Genomic DNA, 19,127 nt, shown 5'->3' with positions numbered 1-19,127 from the left:
CTCCATTACTTAGTTGATGTTCCACGATGTCCGCATACTAAGCGCACTTTTGCGACCAGCATAGATGCAGCCTTAATTTACCAGCTTCAAAGCTTTCACCAACGCTTCAGCCATACGGCCCACCTCAACGGCGCTCCCAGCCCCATACAGGTCATAACTGATTGAACCTGACGAATGCCCCAAGATTGCCTCAGCAGTCCCCACAGGCACCTCAGCGGCCCTCAAGGCACCGGCCAGCGAGTGACGTAACGAGTGGAAGGTCTGGGTCCGATCAGTGTTCAGGCTCAAGACATCTCGCAACGCCCCATTAAGCACGTTTGAGAACTGACCAGCGCCTAACGTGAACAGCCGAGAGTCGGAGCTATCGACAAACGCGAGGAACGCTTTTAGGTCAAACCCATAGGCCGCATCGGTCAACGGTATGACACGCAGAGCATTCTTGGTCTTGGCCGTCTTGCCATCGTTCCTATTGATGTCGATGACCCACACGCCCCCAACCTGCTTAACGTCAGCCTTGGTCAACTGCCGCAGTTCCTCGATACGGGTCCCTGTGATGACCCCAAGGGACAAAGCCCAGCGCTGCCATACATCAGCAGGTAGGCCGTTAGTGTAGGACATAAGCAACTGGACCTGATCCTGAGAGAACGCCTCACGCGAGCTGTCAGCATCCTTGGATAGCTTCAACCCCTTATCGAAGCTCTTGTCGATGTAGCCATTATGAACAGCCCAATCCATGACAGTTGATAGCCGGGTGAGTAGCTTGTTCACAGTGGAACCTTTGCGGTCCTCAAGGAGTTTTGCTTTGAGCGCCACCATGTCAGCCCGAGTGTGCCCTTTAAGGTCGAGCCCTTCCAGAGCAGCGCTAATAGCAGCACAAGACGACTTAACGTCTCGCATAGTGCTGGCCTGTACGTTGTCCTTTTGCTCCGCCATATAGAGCCCTGAGAGATGCTCGAATGTCAGAGCCTCAGAAGCGTTTACAGATAGGGACAGACAAGGGGCTACAGGCGTGCCACAAGGGATACCTCTGAGTTCCTCAACGATCCCGATCAGCTTACCCGGCCTGCCCTTCAAACGTTCCTGAGCAGCCTCCAGAATGTCCTCGGCTTTACTCGCTGCCCTTTGTTGATCAACGGTCATTGGCCCTTTAGCTGATGCCTCGCGAAGCGATAGACGTAGCTCGTCGTAGATCATTTCGTAGGCCACCAGTGAGTCATCACCATGAGCCATGGTCAGGCACTCCTCAGCGATGTCTGCCAACCGCTCTCTGAGCTCATCCCACGTCGCCTCTGGGTTATCCAAGTGGAAAGCAGCCAGCGTCTTGAGGATGTCCTTGGAGATGGTCATAGCAGTAGCCTTGTCTGTGGTCCTGAGCGATAGCGTGTAGAAGCCCTTAGCGGTTCCTTGAGGGCGAACGCGAAGGTAATAGCGACCAGACCGGCGATAGTGGTACGGCTTGGCGAGCGCAGTTTGTAACAGGTTTGTCCCACTTTGGGAGCGGTGGATGACGGTCATCGGCTGAAACCCCTGTATCCATTGGGTTTAGCCTCATAGAGTCGAGTTCTACAGCAACTACAAGGTTAGCCGTGACCTGATCGAGTTGCGCAACCTGGCTCAGGTCGCCGAGCTGATGATCCGCTCGGCCATGGCGCGCAAGGAAAGCCGCGGCCTGCATTACACCCTCGACTACCCGCAGATGCTGCCCGAAGCCCTCGACACTATCCTGGTGCCAACCACCTACGGCGGCTGAACTTCAAGCGCACGCGCAGGCGTCGATGCACATCGGCGGCCTGCGAACCGCGAGGCACACACACCGAGCGTACCCGCCACTCCCCCGGCAACCGGTAGCGCAGCACCACGATCAGCGGCAACGCCAGGCTGTCGGGGCGCAACTGCACAGCGTGCCAACCCCGCGCCGCGCTCCACAGTTGCCAGCCGTCGGCATTGCGCCGCAGGCCACGAACCGACGAATGGTGAGTCAAGCGAACCTGGCGCGGCAGCGCCCACGCGGCATGGGCCAGGCACACCAGCACACCGAGTGCAGCCATCGATAAGGGTACAGCCAGCAGGCACAGCGCACCGAGTGCAAGCACCTGGGCGAGGAGATACGCCGCCAGCAGAAGCCCGCAGGCCTGCCAGCGGCATTCGAAGGTATTACTTGGGCTGGACACGATCCAGGATCATCCGGACCATGCGCTGCAGCTCCGGATCTTCTGATTCGGCACGCTCCATGAACCAGCCGAACATATCCTGGTCTTCGCAGGTCAGCAGCCTGACGTAGAGGTCGCGGTCCACCTTATCGAGGGTGGCGTACACCTCTTTGGTGAACGGCACCAGCAACACATCCAACTCCAGCATGCCGCGACGGCTGTGCCAGTACAGACGATTGATTTCTACATCTTCGACCATGGAGCGCTCCTCAAATAGGGCGCAAGTATACAGGCCCACGCCCCTCGGAACAGTCGGCTTTGGTCGGGCTTATGAAACTACCCATTTGCCGGGCGCCCCTCTATGATGCACCCATGACTTTCCAACTGCGATGACCCATGGCTGACTCTGCTTTCTTCTGCCCCCTGTCCCACGAAGGCGTCCTGGCCGTTCGCGGCGCTGACGCGGCCAAGTTCCTCCAGGGGCAACTGACCTGCAACCTCAACTACCTCGACGACACCCACGCCAGCCTCGGCGCGCGCTGCACCCAAAAGGGGCGCATGCAGTCGAGCTTCCGCATCGTGCTGCAAGGTGACGGCGTGCTGCTGGCCATGGCCAGCGAACTGCTTGAACCACAGCTGGCGGACTTGAAGAAGTACGCGGTGTTTTCCAAGTCCAAGCTGACAGACGAAAGCGCCGCCTGGGTCCGCTTCGGCCTGGCCGACGCCGATCAGGCAATCGCCAGCCTGGGCCTGGACTTGCCAGCCGAGACCGACAGTGTGGCGCGCCATGCAGAACTGATCGCCATTCGCGTCTCCCCCGGCCGCGCCGAACTCTGGGCGCCCGCTGCGCAAGCCGACACCCTGCGCAGCCAACTGGGCGCAACACTCACCCAAGGCGACCTCAATAGCTGGCTGCTGGGGCAGATCCGCGCCGGCATCGGCCAGGTCATGGCCCAGACCCGCGAGCTGTTCATCCCGCAGATGCTCAACCTGCAAGCAGTCGGTGGCGTGAGCTTCAAAAAGGGCTGCTACACCGGCCAGGAGATCGTCGCCCGCATGCAATACCTGGGCAAGCTCAAGCGCCGCCTCTACCGCCTGAGCCTGGACGGCAGTGCATTGCCCGAGCCTGGTACGCCACTGTTCGCGCCCAGCCACAACAGTGCCATCGGCGAAGTGGTGATCGCTGCGCGGGCCGACGAAGGGATTGAACTTCTGGCGGTGCTGCAAGCCGAAGCAGCCGACAGTGGCGACGTGCATTTAGGTACGCTGGAAGGCCCGGGCCTCAAGTTGCTTGACCTGCCTTACCAACTGGACCGTGATCGCGAGATCCAGCGGTAATCGCCGTACCCTTTTGCAACACCCTAGAGAGCATGAATGAACAAACTGGCGGAAAAAGTCCAACAGGCGTTGGTGATGGCCATCGATAACGATGACCTGGTTCTGCCCACGTTACCGGAAGTGGCCCTGAAAATTCGTCAGGCCGCCGAAGACCCCGAAGTCAGCATCAGCCATTTGAGCAAAGTCATCGGCCGCGACACCGCCCTGACGGCGCGACTGATCAAGGTCGTCAACAGCCCATTGTTGCGGGCCTCCCAGGAGGTCACCGACCTGCATACCGCCATCACGCGCCTGGGCACCAACTACAGCAGCAACCTGGCGATTGGCCTGGTGATGGAACAGATATTCCACGCCCGCTCAGAGGCCGTGGAACAAAAAATGCGTGAAGTATGGCGCCGCAGCCTGGAAGTGGCCGGCGTCTGCTACGCCTTGTGCCGTAACCACAGCCAGCTCAAGCCGGACCAGGCCGCACTCGGCGGGCTGGTGCACCAGATCGGCGTGCTGCCGATCCTGACCTACGCCGAAGATCACTATGAACTGCTCTCCGACCCGGTCAGCCTCAACCATGTGATCGATAGCATCCACCCGCTGCTGGGGGACAAGCTGTTACGGGGCTGGGATTTCCCGGAAATGCTGGTGAATGTGCCCGCACACTACCAGGACCTTGAGCGCGACTCGGCCAGCCTGGATTATGTCGACCTGGTGCAAGTGGCCGTGCTGTATTGCCACAAGAACACCCATCACCCGTTGGCCAACACTGCGCTGTCGAACTTGCCGTCATTCAAGAAACTGCGCATCGACCCGCTCAACGCAGCGGTACGTACCGAGCTGGACGAAGCGCGCTCGATGTTCTACTGAGCCGGCTTGCCGGCAATAGCGGTGGATCGCTCTCAGCCGGCGATAAAACTCACCCGCACCTTGAGCCCTTTCAGCTCGCCATCATGCAGGCTGATCTGGGCCAGGTGCGCGCGGCAGATTTCACCGACAATCGCCAAGCCCAGTCCCGACCCCGCGCCCTGCTGGTTACGCCGATAGAAGCGCTCGAACACCCGGTCGCGCTCATCCAGCGGAATACCCGGGCCGTCGTCTTCCACTTCCAGTACCGCTGGCGCCGTCACCCGCAGGATCACATTGCCGCCTGACGGCGTGTGTGCCAGGGCGTTATCCACCAGGTTGCTCAACAGCTCGTTCAGCAAGGTCGGCTCGCCGCGCAGCCACACCGGCTCATCCGCCTCCAACGCCAGCGCCACACCCCGCGCATGGGCCAGGGGCGCCATGGCCATGCCCAACTCACGGGCCAGTTGACTGAGGTCGAGCAACTGCGCGCCACCTTCGGCAATTGCCCGCGCCCCGTTTTCGATGCGTGCCAGAGACAGCAGTTGATTGGCCAAGTGGGTCAAGCGATCCGTGCCTTGTGCCGCCGTTTCCAGGGTACTGCGCCAAACCGCCGGGTCCTCGGCGCGCAGGCCCAATTCCAGCCGGGCCTTGAGGGCGGCCAGCGGAGTGCGCAACTCGTGGGAGGCGTCGGCAATAAACTGTGCCTGGCGCTCGAACTGCCCGCGCAGGCGCTCGGTAAAGTGGTTCAACGCCCGCACCAGCGGCCCGAGTTCGTGTTGCACTTCAACCAGCGGCAGCGGCCGCAGGTCATCCGGCTGACGCTCCTCCACCGCCGTGCGCAAACGCTCCAGCGGGCGTAGCGCCGCACTCACCGCAAACCACACCAGCAGCAAGGCGCCGATGGCCAGCATGCCCAGGCGCAACAGGGTGTCGGCCATCAGGCTGCGGGCCATGCTGACGCGGGCTTCGTCGGTTTCGGCCACGCGGATTTCTGCCATGCCGTTCATGTTCGGCTCCGACACTGCCTTGAGCAGGCTCACCACCCGTACATTCTGCCCCTGGTACTTGGCGTTATAGAACCGCGCCAAGGCCGGGTAATCGTCGGTGCGCGGCGTACCGGGCGGCGGGCCGGGCAGGTGTTCGTAGCCAGAAATCAGCTTCTGGTGAATATCATTGACCTGGTAGTAAATCCGCCCGGCACTGTCATAGGCGAATGTGTCCAGCGCCACGTAGGGCACATCGGCACTCAAGGTGCCGTCGCGCTGGGACAGGCCGGCGGCGATGGTGCGTGCCGAGGCCAGCAGGGTGCGGTCGTAGGCGGTGTCTGCAGCCTCGCGACCGTTCCAGTAGGCGCTCAGGCCGCTGGCCAGCATCAGCACCACCAACAGCAGTGCCAGGTTCCACAGCAGGCGCCAACGCAGGCTGCTGTGCTTACGCATCGCGCGCTTCCAGCAGGTAGCCAAGGCCGCGGAAGGTGACGATGGCGACCGGCTGGCCATCGAGCTTCTTGCGCAAGCGGTGCACATAGATTTCGATCGCGTCGGGGCTCGCTTCCTCGTCCAGGCCGAACACCTGGGATGCCAGTTGCTCCTTGCTCATGACCCTGCCAGGGCGGGCGATCAACGCTTCGAGCACGGCCTGCTCGCGGGAGGTCAACGTCAGCAGTTCACCGGCGAGGGTAAAACGCCGGGTTTCCACGTCATACACCAGCACACCACAGGTCTGCTGCCGCTCGCCGCCCAGCACGCTGCGGCGCAACAGCGCCTTGACCCTGGCTTCCAGTTCGGTCAATTCGAAGGGCTTGGCCAGGTAGTCGTCGGCGCCCAGGTTAAGGCCATGCACCCGATCCTTTACATCGCTGCGGGCGGTGAGCATCAACACCGGCAGATTTTTCCCACGAGCCCGCAGGCGCGCCAGTACCTCGAAACCATCCATGCGCGGCAGGCCCACATCGAGAATCGCCACGGCGTATTCCTCGCTGCTCAAGGCCAGGTCCGCCGCCACGCCATCGTGCAACACGTCCACCGTCAACCCCGTGCTCTTGAGCGCCTGGGCCACACTTTCGGCCAGTTGCAGATGGTCTTCGACGAGCAGGACACGCATGGATTCATACCTCGTTAAGGGGTGGCCGATGCCGCCCTCTGTTTACCAACTCGCGGCGCAGTTTACAGCCGCGGCCTGTGCTGTGAAGCCCGAAAACATTGAAAGGACGCTGAAAGGTTAGTGAAAGGTTCGCCCATTAGCATCCAGAAACGGACGGTTACACCTTCCGAGCTATTTCACCCATAGCGCCCGAAAAACGCCTCGAAGCGTTTTCGCCCCATAAGAACAATAACGGAGTGCATCACGATGCTGTCGACACAGCCCCAGGCTTGCCCGCCTGTTCGTTTTTCCCGCCTGACCCAGACCGCCCTCGCCAGTGCCGCTGCCCTTGCCGGCTTTTCGCCGCTTAGCCAGGCTGCCTTCTTCGAAGACAGTAGCGCGACCCTGGAAACCCGCAACATGTACTTCAACCGCGACTTTCGCGACGGTACCAGCGCGCAACAATCCAAGCGCGACGAATGGGCCCAGGGCTTCATGCTCAACCTGCAATCGGGCTACACCGACGGCACCGTCGGTTTTGGCGTGGATGCGCTGGGCATGCTCGGGGTCAAGCTCGACTCCAGCCCGGACCGCACCGGCACTGGCCTGCTGCCCACCCACGATGATGGCCGCGCCGCTGACGAGTACTCGAAGCTGGGGCTGACCGGTAAAGTGAAAATCTCCGCCACCGAGCTGAAAATCGGCTCGCTGATCCCTGAACTGCCAATCCTCAAGCCCAACGACGGGCGCATCCTGCCGCAGACCTTCAACGGCGGCCTGCTGACCTCCAAGGAGTTCAAGAACCTGACCTTCACCGGCGGGCGCCTGGACAAGGCCAAGGACCGCGATGACACCAACTACGAGGACATCGCCCTCAACAACAAGAACAGCCGCTTCGTCGGCGGGGCCACCGGCAAGCACTTCAACTTCGGCGGCGTGGACTACAAGTTTGCCGAGAAGGCCACCGCCAGCTACCACTTCGCCCAACTGGACGACGTGTACCGCCAGCACTTCCTAGGCCTGGTCGCCTCCACCCCGATGGGTCCCGGCACCTTCGGCACCGATCTGCGCCTGGCCATCAGTGACGACACCGGCAGCGCGCGCGGCGGCAGCATTGACAACAAATCCCTCAACGGCATTTTCAGCTACGCCCTCAACGGCCATAAACTGAGCGCCGGCTACCAGCACATGTCCGGCGACAGTGCATTCCCGTATGTGGATGGCAGCGACCCGTACCTGGTCAACTTTGTCCAGATCAACGACTTTGCCGGCGCCGAGGAACGCTCCTGGCAGGCGCGCTATGACTATGACTTCGCCAAGCTGGGGATCCCCGGCCTGAGCTTCATGAGCCGCTACCTGTCCGGCGACAACATCCAACTCAAGAACGGCGATACCGGCAAAGAGTGGGAACGCAACACCGAGATCAAATACGTAGTGCAAAGCGGCACGCTCAAGGATGTGGCCGTGCGCCTGCGTAATGCCACCTACCGCTCCAACTACTCGGCCCGGGACGCAGACGAAGTGCGCGTGCTGGTCAGTTACAGCGTCGCCCTGTGGTAACCCTGAAAGTCATACCCCAATAACAACAATGACGGAGTTCCCCATGTCCTCATCCCTGCGTAAATTTGCCCTGGCCGCCGGCTGCATGCTGTTTGCCGGCCAACTACTGGCCGCCGAAGAACCCAAGCGCCCGGAATGCATCGCACCGGCCTCCCCCGGCGGTGGTTTTGACCTGACCTGCAAACTGGTGCAAAGCGCACTGGTCAACGAAAAACTGCTGAGCAAGCCGATGCGCGTGACCTACATGCCCGGCGGCGTGGGCGCGGTGGCCTACAACGCCGTGGTGGCCCAGCGCCCTGCCGATGCCGGCACGCTGGTGGCGTGGTCCAGCGGTTCGCTGCTGAACCTGGCACAGGGCAAGTTCGGGCGGTTTGATGAAAGCGCGGTGAAATGGCTGGCGGCGGTTGGCACCAGCTATGGCGCGATTGCGGTGAAAGCCGATTCTCCCTACAAGAGCCTGGATGACCTGGTACAGGCCCTGAAGAAAGATCCGAGCAAAGTGGTGATTGGTTCCGGCGGCACCGTGGGCAGCCAGGACTGGATGCAAACCGCGCTGATCGCCAAGGCTGCCGGAATCAACCCCCGTGACCTGCGTTATGTGGCCCTCGAAGGCGGCGGTGAAATCGCCACGGCCCTGCTCGGTGGACATATTCAGGTGGGCAGTACCGACATCTCCGACTCCATGCCACACATCCTCAGCGGCGACATGCGCCTGCTGGCGGTGTTCTCCGAAGAGCGCCTGGACGAGCCGGAAATGAAGAATATTCCGACCGCCAAAGAGCAAGGCTACGACATCGTCTGGCCGGTGGTGCGTGGCTTCTACCTCGGGCCAAAAGTCAGCGATGCCGACTACGCCTGGTGGAAAGAGGCGTTCGACAAACTGCTGGCCTCCGAAGAGTTCGCCAAGCTGCGTGACCAGCGCGAGTTGTTCCCGTTCGCCCTGACCGGCCCGGAGCTGGACACCTACGTGAAGAAACAAGTGGCTGACTACAAAGTGCTGGCCAAAGAGTTCGGCCTGATCCAGTAATCGCCCCTCTGTGGGAGCGGGCTTGCTCGCGAAAAACCGCAACGATGACGCGTGCTGCCTGGATACACGCGATGTCCTTGCGTTCTTCGTGAGCCAGCTTGCGCCTACAAGAGTCGCAAAGGAGTTTCCTATGCTCTTACAACGCATTTTCGCCGCTGTGTTGCTGCTGGCCTGCGCCTGCCTGGCACTGATGGCCTGGCCGTACCAGGCGTCATTTTCCTACGAGCCGGTGGGACCTCGGGCCTACCCGCTGTTGATGCTCGGGCTGATGAGCCTGGCATTGATCTACATGCTGATTCGCCCGCAGCCGACCAAGCACACCGAAGAAGAACCCGCGCTGGACCGCCAGACCCTGGTCAAGATCGGCATCTGCGTGGCACTGCTGATCGTGTTCGCCGGCACCTTCGAACCCTTGGGTTTCATTCTCAGCAGCATGCTGATCGGCATCCCCATGGCGCGCCTGTATGGCGGCCGCTGGATGCCCAGCGTGGTGATCGTCAGCCTGATGGCCATCGGCCTTTATCTGCTCTTCGATAAAGCCATGGATGTTCCGCTGCCCCTCGGCCTGCTCGACGTTCTGGAGAACTGATATGGATACTTTTGGCTATTTGGGCCAGGGTTTCGGCGTCGCGCTGAGCCCCTACAACCTGGTGACCGCACTGTGCGGCACCCTGATCGGCACCGTGGTCGGCCTGTTGCCGGGCCTGGGCCCGATCAACGGCGTGGCATTGTTAATCCCCATCGCCTTCGCCCTGGGCCTGCCGCCGGAATCGGCGTTGATCCTGCTGGCAGCCGTGTACCTGGGCTGTGAATATGGCGGGCGTATCAGCTCGATCCTGCTGAACATCCCCGGCGAAGCCTCCACCGTAATGACCACCCTCGACGGCTACCCAATGGCCCGCAAAGGCCTGGCCGGCGTGGCGCTGTCGTTGTCGGCATGGAGTTCGTTTATCGGCGCGTTTATCGCCACCTGCGGCATGGTGCTGTTTGCCCCGCTGCTGGCCAAATGGGCGATTGCCTTCGGCCCGGCGGAATATTTCGTCCTGATGGTATTTGCCATTGTCTGCCTGGGGGGTATGGCCGGTGACAAACCGCTGAAGACGTTTGTGGCCGCGCTGATCGGCTTGTTTCTCTCGGCAGTCGGTATCGACGCCAACAGCGGCGTGTACCGTTTTACCGGGGACAACATTCACCTGACCGACGGCATCCAGTTTGTAGTGCTGGTCCTGGGCCTGTTCTCCATCAGCGAGATCCTGTTGCTGCTGGAAAAAACCCACCGCGGCCAGGAAGCGGTCAAGGCCACCGGGCGGATGATGTTTAACCTGAAGGAAGCGTCTTCGGTATTCGTCGTCAATATCCGTTGCGGCCTGCTGGGTTTCATCATGGGCGTACTGCCCGGTGCGGGCGCCACCTTGGCGTCAGCTGTGGCCTACATGACCGAGAAACGCCTGGCCGGTGCCAGCGGCAAATTCGGCCAGGGCGACATGCGCGGCCTGGCTGCGCCGGAAACCGCCATCGGCGCTTCCGCCTGCGGCGCCCTGGTCCCCATGCTGACCCTCGGCGTACCCGGTTCGGGCACCACCGCCGTGATGATCGGCGCGCTGTCGCTGTACAACATCACGCCGGGCCCACTGTTGTTCCAACAGCAACCGGATATCGTCTGGGGCCTGATCGCCTCGTTGTTTATCGCCAACATCATGCTGGTGATCCTCAACATCCCGATGATCCGCATCTTCACCCGCATCCTTGCCGTGCCGAACTGGGCGCTGGTGCCGGTGATCGCCATCATCACCGCGATTGGTGTGTACGCGGTGCACGCCACCACCTTCGACCTGTTCCTGATGGTGGGCATCGGTATCTTCGGCTACATCCTGCGCAAGCTGGACTTCCCGCTGTCGCCGGTGTTGCTGGGCTTTATCCTCGGCGGCCTGATGGAGCAGAACCTGCGCCGGGCGCTGTCGATCTCCAACGGTGACCTGCAGATCCTCTGGTCGAGCCCGATCACCTTTGGTGTCTGGGTGCTGACGGCATTGATGCTGGCCTTCCCGCTGATCCGCATCTACCGCAAACGGGCCCTGCAGCGTCGCGCCGTGGCCGATGTCTGAAGTCACCTTTAAACAATGGTGGGGAACACCGCTGGTCGGCCTGGCCGGCGGTTACCTGGCCAGCCTGATCGGCTGGCCTTTGCCGTATATGGTCGGCTCGCTGCTGGCGATCATCCTGGTGCGTTGCCTCACACCCTGGCAGTTGGCCGAAATTCCCGGCGGGCGCAAATGCGGCCAATGGGTGGTGGGTATCGGCATCGGCCTGCACTTCACCCCGGTGGTGATCGAGCAGGTGATGAGCCACTTTGGCCTGATCTTCTTCGGCGCGCTGGTCACCAGCCTGTCGAGCATTGTCGGCGTGTGGTTGATGCGCCGCAGCGGTGAGGATCGCGCCACGGCGTTTTTCTCAAGCATGCCGGGCGGGTCCGGGGAGATGGTCAACCTCGGCGCGCGCAATGGCGCGGTGCTCAGTCGCGTGGCGGCTGGCCAGAGTCTGCGGGTGTTGCTGGTGGTGCTGTGCGTGCCGGCGATCTTCAAGTACTTGCTGGGCGGCGGTGCGCCACAGTTTCACCCGGCGCCCGTGGATTGGGCCTGGCTGGCCCTGCTGTTTCCGATCGGCGCCCTGGTGGCCTGGGGCTGGCAGCGCCTGCGCCAACCCAACCCCTGGTTGTTCGGGCCGTTGCTGGTCAGTGCCATCGCCAGCATCACCTGGGATTTGCACATCGGCCTGCCCGATGGTGGCAGCCAGATCGGCCAATGGTTGATCGGCAGCGGCCTGGGCTGCCACTTCAACCGGCAGTTCTTCCGCCGGGCGCCGTCGTTCATGGGCCGTACGGTGATCGGCACGCTGCTGACCATGTTGATCGCCACCCTGGCGGCGGTGGGCCTGAGTGCGTTGACGCAGTTGGATTTGCGTTCGCTGACCCTGGGGATGATGCCCGGTGGGATTGCCGAGATGAGTCTGACGGCGGAAACCTTGCAACTGTCGGTGCCGTTGGTGACGGCGATGCAGGTGATGCGGCTGTTGTTTGTGTTGTTCCTCGCGGAGCCGTTATTCCGCCATTGGAACCGCCAGCCGGGCACCCTCTAGAACCGGGTAACAGCCTAATGTGGGAGCGGGCTTGCTCGCTCCCACCTCCTCAGGTGTTGAACTTCAGAGCGGCGGCACTCGCCACTCGATCGGCGTCTCGCCGTTCTGCTCAAGAAACTTGTTCGTCCGGCTGAAATGCCCACACCCCAAAAACCCGCGATAAGCCGATAACGGTGACGGATGCACCGAGGTCAGCACCAGGTGTTTGGTCGCATCGATCAGCTTCTGCTTGCCCTGAGCATGGGCGCCCCACAGCAGGAACACCAGGTGCGGCTGATGCTCGCTGACCAACTCGATCACCCGGTCGGTGAAGAACTGCCAGCCCTTGCCCGCATGGGCGTTGGCATTCGCGCGCTCCACGGTCATGGTGGTGTTGAGCATCAATACACCCTGGTCGGCCCAGCTTTGCAGGCAGCCGTGGCTGGGGATGTCGATATTGAGGTCGCGCTTGAGCTCTTTATATATATTGACCAGGGACGGCGGTGTCGGCACGCCCGGTTGTACCGAGAAGCACAGGCCATGGGCCTGGCCGGGGCCGTGGTACGGGTCCTGGCCGAGGATCACCACCTTGACCTTGTCCAGCGGCGTGGAGTTGAGCGCATTGAAGATCAGCGGGCCCGGCGGGTAGATTTCCTTGCCCGCCGCATGTTCCTGGCGCAGGAACTCACGCAGCTCGGTCATGTACGGTTGCTCGAACTCTTCGCGCAGGGCGTGTTTCCAGCTCGGTTCGAGTTTGATACGGTCGTCGGCAGTCATCAGAAACACATCATGTAAAAAGAATGGGCGAACCCTAGGAAAGCCCACTCCACTTGTCAATTGATCTGACGCAGAACCGGCACTTTCCCCCGAAGGGATCATACTCAACGTTCAATTTACCGATTGAGGTCATGATGAATCTGCACTTCGAAGAGCTCACTGGCACAGACGGTGCCCGTATCGGCATCGCCAGCCTGGACGCGGAAAAGTCCCTCAATGCCCTCTCGCTCCCGATGATCCAGGCCCTCGGCGAACGCCTGGACAGTTGGGCGCGCAATCCGCAGATCGTCTGCGTGCTGCTGCGCGGCAACGGTGCCAAGGCGTTTTGCGCCGGCGGTGAAGTGCGCAGCCTGGCCCAGGCCTGCCGAGAGCACCCAGGTGAAGTGCCGGCGCTGGCCGCGCAGTTTTTTGCGGCCGAGTACCGCCTGGACTACCACCTGCACACCTACCCCAAGCCGCTGATTTGCTGGGGCCATGGCTATGTGCTGGGCGGGGGCATGGGGTTGCTGCAAAGCGCCGCTATCCGCATCGTCACCCCGAGCAGCCGCCTGGCCATGCCGGAAATCAGCATCGGCCTCTACCCGGATGTGGGCGCCAGTTGGTTCCTCTCGCGCCTGCCCGGCAAACTGGGGCTGTTCCTGGGCCTCACCGGCGCCCATATGAATGGGCGCGACGCCCTCGACCTGGGCCTGGCCGACCGTTTCCTGCTGGACGAACAACAGGGCGAAATGCTCGAAGGCCTGTTGCAATTGAACTGGCAGGAGCAGACCGCGATGCAGCTCAACAGCCTGTTCAAGGCCCTGGCCCAGGAAGCTGCCAGCCAGCAACCAGAACCGCAGTGGCTGCCGCGACGCCCACAGATCGACGAATGGCTGGATGTAGGCGATGTGCAGTGCGCCTGGCGCGCCTTGAGCCAACTGCGCGAGCATGCCGACCCGCTCTTCAGCCGGGCCGGCAAGACCTTGAGCGAGGGTTGCCCGCTGACCGCGCACCTGGTGTGGGAACAGATCCGACGGGCGCGGCACCTGTCCCTGTCAGAAGTTTTCCAGATGGAATACACCTTGAGCCTCAATTGCTGTCGGCATCCGGAATTCAGCGAGGGAGTACGGGCCCGCCTGATCGACAAGGATCAGCAGCCCCACTGGCATTGGCCGGATATCAAGCGCATTCTCGAGGCCGTGGTCGAGGCGCACTTTCACAAGGCCTGGGAAGGACGGCATCCGCTGGCAGATCTGTCGGATCGATGACATGTGGCGGCCAGCCACAAAAAACGGCGCATGACGCGCCGTTCCAAAGATAAGCGGATTACCTGTGCCCGCCACGGCCTCCTCCATGATCACCACCCCGGCCACCTCTATGCCCCTGGCCACCATTGCCCCGGTGGTCACCCCAACTCTGGCTGGGGTATGGCCGGTAACCCGGCCTTGGCCCGGCTTGATAGTAACGGGGGGCCGGCTGGTAATAGCGCGGCGCCGGGTAATAGCGGGGTGGCGGTGCGTAATAGCCCCGCCGGTACTGGTAGGACGGGCCACCGCCGTAGTAATAGACCGGCGCGGGCGCGGTATAGACTTCGGATCGATAGTAGCTGGAGCCTCCATCGTAATAAGGCACGCAGGCAGAAAGGGTCAAGCCGAGTACAGCGCTGAGGAGCAATCGACGATACATGGCGGCCTCCTGGACCGCGGAAGAGCACACACCAGCGACGCTGGGGGGCGCCACACAGCTTTTGCTGAATGACAGAAGATCAGACATCAAAAACCGAATCTGGTGCGACTTGGACATAGATTGATACATCTGTGGCGCAATAAACCGCCCAGGCCTGTATCGTGCCAGGGACACCGGGTTTCACCGGGATCTTGACTGAATTACGCCTGAACCGACCGATGACCACTCCCACACTTTGCCCCGCCTGCGGCGCCCGCAACGACTGCACCTTGGCCGACCCGCGCACCGCTGACCGTGCCTGCTGGTGCTACAGCGTCACCATCGACCCCAAGCTGCTCGAAGCCCTGGCGCCGGAACTGCGCAACACGGCCTGCCTGTGCCCGCGCTGTGCCCAGGTCGACGCCCAATTGCGCGGGGTCGAGCCCCGGTAATGCGTATCGACCGCTTCCTCAGTAACCTGCCCCGCTTCAATCGCCAGCAAGTGCGCCTGCTACTGGCAGAACGCCGGATCAGCGTCGATGGGCAGCCGGTTACCGACCCGCGCCAGGACGTTCGCGAGTTCAGCCGCGTGGAGTGTGATGGCCAGATCCTGCAAGCGGGCAAACCCGCACGTTATTTCATGCTGCACAAGCCGCCAGGGTGTGTGAGTGCCACTGTCGATCCACAGCATCCCACTGTCCTTGATCTGCTGGATGAGCCGGACAAGGGTGACCTGCATATCGCTGGCCGCCTGGACTTCAACACCACCGGGCTGATGCTGATCACCAATGATGGCCAGTGGTCCCGCCGCCTCACACAGCCCCGCACCAAGCTGCCCAAGGTCTACTACGTCGAGACCGAACAGGAGATTGGCCCGGAGTATGCCGCAACATTCCGCGCCGGCCTGTACTTCGCCTTCGAGGACCTGACCACCCAACCGGCCGACCTGCAAGTGCTGGGCCCCAAAAGCGCGCGCCTGAGCATCATTGAAGGGCGTTATCACCAGGTAAAGCGTATGTTCGGGCACTTCGACAACAAGGTGATACGCCTGCATCGCGCATGCATGGGGCCGCTGGTGCTGGATGAACGGCTCGCTCCCGGCCAGTATCGGCCGCTGAGCGACGCGGAAATCTGCCAGATATGACCGTTCAGCCGGTGATAGCCCAAACTGCGGGGTGAAGCTTGCGACCTGGCCCGCCTCCTGCTTGAATCAAAACGCCAGCCGCATTCTGACTGGCGAGTCACCCAACCTTCCAAGAAACACTGTGCCTGCCCACACCGCTTGACGTGCGGGCCATGGCAAGTTGCCCGCCATAACAACACCCGTCGGCCAGTTTCATCGGACCGACATGGGCCTCCTTTCAAGGCGTATGCCTACCTGTCACAAAGCTCGTGCAGAGTGATCTGCGCGCACCACCCGCTTGCCAGGAGTCTTACGACATGAGGCCAGAAATCGCTGTGCTGGATATACAGGGTCAGTATCGGGTTTACACGGAGTTCTATCGCGCGGACGCTGCTCAAAAGACCATCATCCTGGTCAACGGCTCCATGGCCACCACTGCGTCTTTCGCCCAGACCGTGAAAAGCCTGTACCCGCAATTTAATGTGGTTTTGTACGATCAGCCCTACGCCGGTCGCTCCAAAGCCCACAACCGCCATGAGCAAATGCTGACGAAGGACATTGAAGGCCAGATCCTCCTGGAACTCATCGACCACTTCGCCGCCGAGCATGTGCTGTCGTTTTCCTGGGGCGGCGTCGCCACCCTCGTCGCCTTGTCCCAGCGCCCTCGCTGCGTGGAAAAAGCCGTGATCAGCTCGTTCTCGCCGCTGATCAACGCGCCGATGCGCGACTACCTGGAACGTGGCGTCGACTACCTCGGCAACCTCGACCGCCACAGCGTCGGCAACCTGGTCAACAGCACCATCGGCAAACACCTGCCGCCGCTGTTCAAGCGCTTCAACTATCGGCACGTCAGCACCCTGGCCGAGCACGAGTACGGGCAGATGCACTATCACATCAGCCAGGTGCTCAATAGCGACCGCCAGTGCTACCTCAAGGCTGCACGGCAGATCGACATTCCAGTGCTGTTCTTGAACGGCGAGTGGGATGAATACACCAGCGCCGAAGACGCCAAACTGTTCGGGCAACATGTGGCCAAAAGCAGCTTCGGCACCATCCAGGCCACCGGGCACTTCCTGGACATGGAGCACAAGGCCGCGTGCAACGACAGCCGGCAGGCATTGATGGGCTTTTTGAAACCGGAACAGTCGGTGAATCGACTGCGGTATCACCAGGGCCAGGCCCTGCATGCACTTGCGATTTGAATGCGACCTGGGTGGGCACGACTGCCCAGGGTTGTCTGAACATTTCGGCTGACGCTCGCAACTTGCACATTTTTCAAAGAAAAACTTCAAATCGCCGCGCAGTTCTGGTACAAAGTCAGCCGCTCTGAGCGGGTATAGTTTAGTGGCAAAACGAAAGCTTCCCAAGCTTTAGTTGAGGGTTCGATTCCCTCTACCCGCTCCACATTCTTATTCCCTCCCTGTCCCGCCCCCTCCCGCAACACACCAAACCCCCTAGAACACTGATCAAAACCCGATCCCTGCTATTCCCTTCTGTGTCCGCTTATCCTTGATTCCGTGTATGGCGGCATGTATGGTGCACAAAACATCGAACCAAACCATACAAGAAACCCGCATGAAACGAACCGAGATAAAGCGCCGGCCACTGGCCGACACGGTGCTGGCCTCCCTTGAGCCAGAGGCAAAGGAATACCGCGAAAACTACGGAATTGACCGGCTTTATTTCGTGGTCGGCAGCACCGGGCGCAAACGGTGGGAACTCCGCTTCAAGAAGCCTGATGGCAAATGGGGATGGCACGGCCTCGGCTCTTATCCTGACGTGACCGCCAAAAAGGCCAGGGAGAAAGCGCAGCGACTGAACTCAGAAGGTGTTGATCCAATCACCCACAAAGCCACCCTCAAGGCATCCAGGGATGCCGCCGAGGCCAACACGTTCAAGGCCGCTGCCGATCAGTGGCTTGAAAAGAAGATCAAAGATGGGCGGGCCGAGAAAACCTTGGCGGGGATCAACGGAGCGCTGACCAACGACATACTGCCGGCGCTTGGTAGCAAGCCCCTGAGCCGGATCACCCGGGCGGACTGCGCCAACCTTCAGGCAAGCATTGAGAGCCGCGGCGCTCACAACACCGCCGAGAAGGTCCGTGTATGGGTAAACCAGATATTTGGCCTGGCTATCGCCAAGGGCATGACCGAGAACAACCCGGCCAGCAACCTGATCGACATTGCTGAAAAGGCCCCCGAGGAATCGCAATACCCGCACCTGCTGGAACCTGAACTGCCAGAGTTCTTGCGGGCGATGGGCGAATCGCGGAGCGGGACCATCGTGCGCACGGCGGCATGGTTGACGCTGCTGACTGCATCGAGGCCAGGCATGACGCGCTGGGCGGAATGGACAGAGGTGGACTTAGATGCGGGGCTGTGGACCGTACCGGGCGTGAAGATGAAGATGAGGCGCGACCACATCGTGCCGCTTCCTACCCAGGCCATCGAGATAATCAAGGATCTACAGCGGCTTACTGGTCGTTCGCGTTACCTGTTCCCATCCAGCGGCGAAAAGGTGCCGGTCATATCCGACGCATCAATCAACAAGTGCTTTGCGCTGATTGGTTATAAAGGCCGGATGACCGGCCACGGTAGCCGGCACACCTGCGAAACGCTTTTGTCTGAGCACGGGTGGCCAGAGCATTGGAGGGACATGCACCTGGCCCACAAGAAGCCAGGGCTTAAAGGAGTGTATGACAAAGCGATCTACCTGCCCCAGCGCCAGGCAATGGTTCAGTGGTACGCCGACTACCTCGACGCACTCAGGGACGGCATGACCGACGACCAGCGCGCAGCATTCAAATCGAGGGTGAGCGCGGGCTAGCAGCACGACATATGCCGGCATTCGCTTGTAGAATCCGGCCCGATACCAATTACACCCCCGGAAAACCGGAGAAAGGGACGTCATGCAAACCAAAAATACAGGCTTCAGGTCTGACATAAACGGCCTGCGCGCCATAGCGGTCATTGCCGTTGTCCTATACCACTTTGGTGTTAAGGGCTTTTCTGGCGGGTTCGCCGGGGTAGATATCTTCTTTGTGATATCCGGCTTCCTCATGACCGGCATTATCTTCCGGCAGACGGACACCGATAAATTCAGCCTTATCGGCTTTTACCTGTCACGCGCCAAGCGGATCATTCCGGCCCTGGCCGTGCTATGCCTGGCACTGCTGGCTGGCGGATGGTTCCTGCTGATCCCCAGCGACTATAAAGAGCTGGGCAAGCACGCGGCATCGAGCATCGCCTTTCTATCGAACATGGTTTACTGGAAGGAAGCCGGCTACTTCGATACTGCGTCACATGAGAAATGGTTGCTTCACACCTGGTCACTGTCCGTTGAATGGCAGGGCGGCGGCAAAAACTGAGTGCAACACCTGACCTTTCCGGTACGGTGCTGCCCCTATGTCTTATACCGAACTCAGCGTTGAAGAGCGCGCCACCATTCAAATCAGTCATGCCCAAGGCTTCAGCCT

19 protein-coding genes, 1 tRNA gene and 2 pseudogenes are annotated in these 19,127 nt (G+C 61.1%); 15 read left to right on the top strand and 7 right to left on the bottom strand.

Features of this window, described 5'->3' with window-relative positions:
- Window positions 1-72 precede the first annotated feature (72 nt).
- A complete protein-coding gene (locus AC19YY_RS29675) occupies window positions 73-1,515 on the bottom strand; it encodes a tyrosine-type recombinase/integrase (protein ID WP_500605219.1) in 1,443 nt (480 codons plus the stop codon).
- Between the two features lie 43 nt (window positions 1,516-1,558).
- Between AC19YY_RS29675 and AC19YY_RS29670 the strand changes: the two are divergent.
- Window positions 1,559-1,750: pseudogene (locus AC19YY_RS29670) on the top strand (L-aspartate oxidase); the annotation flags it as partial.
- Here the strand turns inward: AC19YY_RS29670 and AC19YY_RS29665 are convergent.
- Window positions 1,719-2,171 carry a hypothetical protein gene (locus AC19YY_RS29665; RefSeq protein ID WP_169956723.1) on the bottom strand — a complete coding sequence of 151 codons (453 nt, stop codon included), beginning with the start codon at window positions 2,169-2,171 and terminating at the stop codon, window positions 1,719-1,721. The pseudogene AC19YY_RS29670 and the gene AC19YY_RS29665 overlap by 32 nt on opposite strands.
- Window positions 2,155-2,409 (bottom strand): FAD assembly factor SdhE, encoded by a 255-nt coding sequence (locus tag AC19YY_RS29660; RefSeq protein WP_017736358.1) that lies wholly within the window; start codon window positions 2,407-2,409, stop codon window positions 2,155-2,157. The genes AC19YY_RS29665 and AC19YY_RS29660 overlap by 17 nt, the downstream gene beginning before the upstream one ends.
- 137 nt (window positions 2,410-2,546) lie before the next feature.
- On the opposite strand from AC19YY_RS29660, the gene ygfZ reads away from it, so the two are divergent.
- Window positions 2,547-3,488 carry a CAF17-like 4Fe-4S cluster assembly/insertion protein YgfZ gene (gene ygfZ / locus AC19YY_RS29655; protein WP_500605218.1) on the top strand — a complete coding sequence of 314 codons (942 nt, stop codon included), beginning with the start codon at window positions 2,547-2,549 and terminating at the stop codon, window positions 3,486-3,488.
- A 36-nt stretch (window positions 3,489-3,524) separates the two neighbouring features.
- Window positions 3,525-4,346, top strand: coding sequence for an HDOD domain-containing protein (locus AC19YY_RS29650; RefSeq protein WP_169956727.1), 822 nt, complete (start codon window positions 3,525-3,527; stop codon window positions 4,344-4,346).
- Between the two features lie 32 nt (window positions 4,347-4,378).
- On the opposite strand, the gene AC19YY_RS29645 is transcribed toward AC19YY_RS29650, so the two are convergent.
- The gene (locus tag AC19YY_RS29645; RefSeq protein ID WP_169956729.1) at window positions 4,379-5,764 is read right to left on the bottom strand and encodes a sensor histidine kinase; all 1,386 of its coding nucleotides are present in this window, start codon (window positions 5,762-5,764) and stop codon (window positions 4,379-4,381) included.
- Window positions 5,757-6,428, bottom strand: a complete 672-nt coding sequence (locus AC19YY_RS29640; protein ID WP_169956731.1) for a response regulator — start codon at window positions 6,426-6,428, stop codon at window positions 5,757-5,759. The genes AC19YY_RS29645 and AC19YY_RS29640 overlap by 8 nt, the downstream gene beginning before the upstream one ends.
- Window positions 6,429-6,674: 246 nt before the next feature.
- On the opposite strand from AC19YY_RS29640, the gene AC19YY_RS29635 reads away from it, so the two are divergent.
- The 5 genes from AC19YY_RS29635 to AC19YY_RS29615 all read left to right on the top strand — a co-directional run bounded on the left by AC19YY_RS29635 (window position 6,675) and on the right by AC19YY_RS29615 (window position 12,129).
- Complete coding sequence (locus AC19YY_RS29635) at window positions 6,675-7,967, top strand: OprD family porin (RefSeq protein WP_169956733.1); 1,293 nt, start codon at window positions 6,675-6,677, stop codon at window positions 7,965-7,967.
- A 43-nt stretch (window positions 7,968-8,010) separates the two neighbouring features.
- Window positions 8,011-8,994 carry a Bug family tripartite tricarboxylate transporter substrate binding protein gene (locus AC19YY_RS29630; RefSeq protein ID WP_169956735.1) on the top strand — a complete coding sequence of 328 codons (984 nt, stop codon included), beginning with the start codon at window positions 8,011-8,013 and terminating at the stop codon, window positions 8,992-8,994.
- Window positions 8,995-9,124: 130 nt separating this feature from the next.
- A complete protein-coding gene (locus AC19YY_RS29625) occupies window positions 9,125-9,583 on the top strand; it encodes a tripartite tricarboxylate transporter TctB family protein (protein ID WP_170042871.1) in 459 nt (152 codons plus the stop codon).
- 1 nt (window position 9,584) lies between these two features.
- Window positions 9,585-11,099, top strand: coding sequence for a tripartite tricarboxylate transporter permease (locus tag AC19YY_RS29620; RefSeq protein ID WP_169956739.1), 1,515 nt, complete (start codon window positions 9,585-9,587; stop codon window positions 11,097-11,099).
- Complete coding sequence (locus tag AC19YY_RS29615; protein WP_169956741.1) at window positions 11,092-12,129, top strand: AbrB family transcriptional regulator; 1,038 nt, start codon at window positions 11,092-11,094, stop codon at window positions 12,127-12,129. Before AC19YY_RS29620 ends, AC19YY_RS29615 begins: the two co-directional genes overlap by 8 nt.
- Window positions 12,130-12,192: 63 nt before the next feature.
- Here the strand turns inward: AC19YY_RS29615 and ung are convergent, their stop codons facing one another.
- The gene (gene ung / locus AC19YY_RS29610) at window positions 12,193-12,888 is read right to left on the bottom strand and encodes a uracil-DNA glycosylase (RefSeq protein WP_170042872.1); all 696 of its coding nucleotides are present in this window, start codon (window positions 12,886-12,888) and stop codon (window positions 12,193-12,195) included.
- A 131-nt stretch (window positions 12,889-13,019) separates the two neighbouring features.
- Here ung and dspII point away from each other — a divergent pair, with 131 nt between their 5' ends.
- Window positions 13,020-14,132, top strand: a complete 1,113-nt coding sequence (gene dspII / locus AC19YY_RS29605; RefSeq protein WP_500605217.1) for an enoyl-CoA hydratase/isomerase DspII — start codon at window positions 13,020-13,022, stop codon at window positions 14,130-14,132.
- Between the two features lie 58 nt (window positions 14,133-14,190).
- Here the strand turns inward: dspII and AC19YY_RS29600 are convergent, their stop codons facing one another.
- Window positions 14,191-14,550, bottom strand: a complete 360-nt coding sequence (locus AC19YY_RS29600; RefSeq protein WP_170058375.1) for a hypothetical protein — start codon at window positions 14,548-14,550, stop codon at window positions 14,191-14,193.
- Window positions 14,551-14,768: 218 nt separating this feature from the next.
- Between AC19YY_RS29600 and AC19YY_RS29595 the strand changes: the two genes are divergently transcribed.
- From AC19YY_RS29595 to AC19YY_RS29570, 6 genes and pseudogenes are all read left to right on the top strand, one after another.
- On the top strand, window positions 14,769-14,981 hold the full coding sequence (locus AC19YY_RS29595; RefSeq protein ID WP_169956749.1) for a cysteine-rich CWC family protein: 213 nt from the start codon (window positions 14,769-14,771) through the stop codon (window positions 14,979-14,981).
- Entirely contained in the window at window positions 14,981-15,673 is a 693-nt protein-coding gene (locus AC19YY_RS29590; protein WP_500605216.1) for a pseudouridine synthase, read from the top strand. Before AC19YY_RS29595 ends, AC19YY_RS29590 begins: the two co-directional genes overlap by 1 nt.
- 296 nt (window positions 15,674-15,969) lie before the next feature.
- Window positions 15,970-16,854: an alpha/beta fold hydrolase gene (locus AC19YY_RS29585; protein ID WP_500605215.1), complete on the top strand. Its 885-nt coding sequence runs from the start codon at window positions 15,970-15,972 to the stop codon at window positions 16,852-16,854.
- Window positions 16,855-16,982: 128 nt separating this feature from the next.
- Window positions 16,983-17,056 (top strand) — tRNA-Gly (locus AC19YY_RS29580).
- A 171-nt stretch (window positions 17,057-17,227) separates the two neighbouring features.
- Window positions 17,228-18,478, top strand: coding sequence for a tyrosine-type recombinase/integrase (locus AC19YY_RS29575; RefSeq protein WP_500605225.1), 1,251 nt, complete (start codon window positions 17,228-17,230; stop codon window positions 18,476-18,478).
- 82 nt (window positions 18,479-18,560) lie between these two features.
- A pseudogene (locus AC19YY_RS29570) lies at window positions 18,561-19,001 on the top strand (acyltransferase family protein); the annotation flags it as partial.
- Between the last annotated feature and the right edge of the window lie 126 nt (window positions 19,002-19,127).

The organism is Pseudomonas sp. MF09156 (genome assembly GCF_059862305.1).
This window is presented reverse-complemented; position numbering and strand designations above follow the sequence as displayed.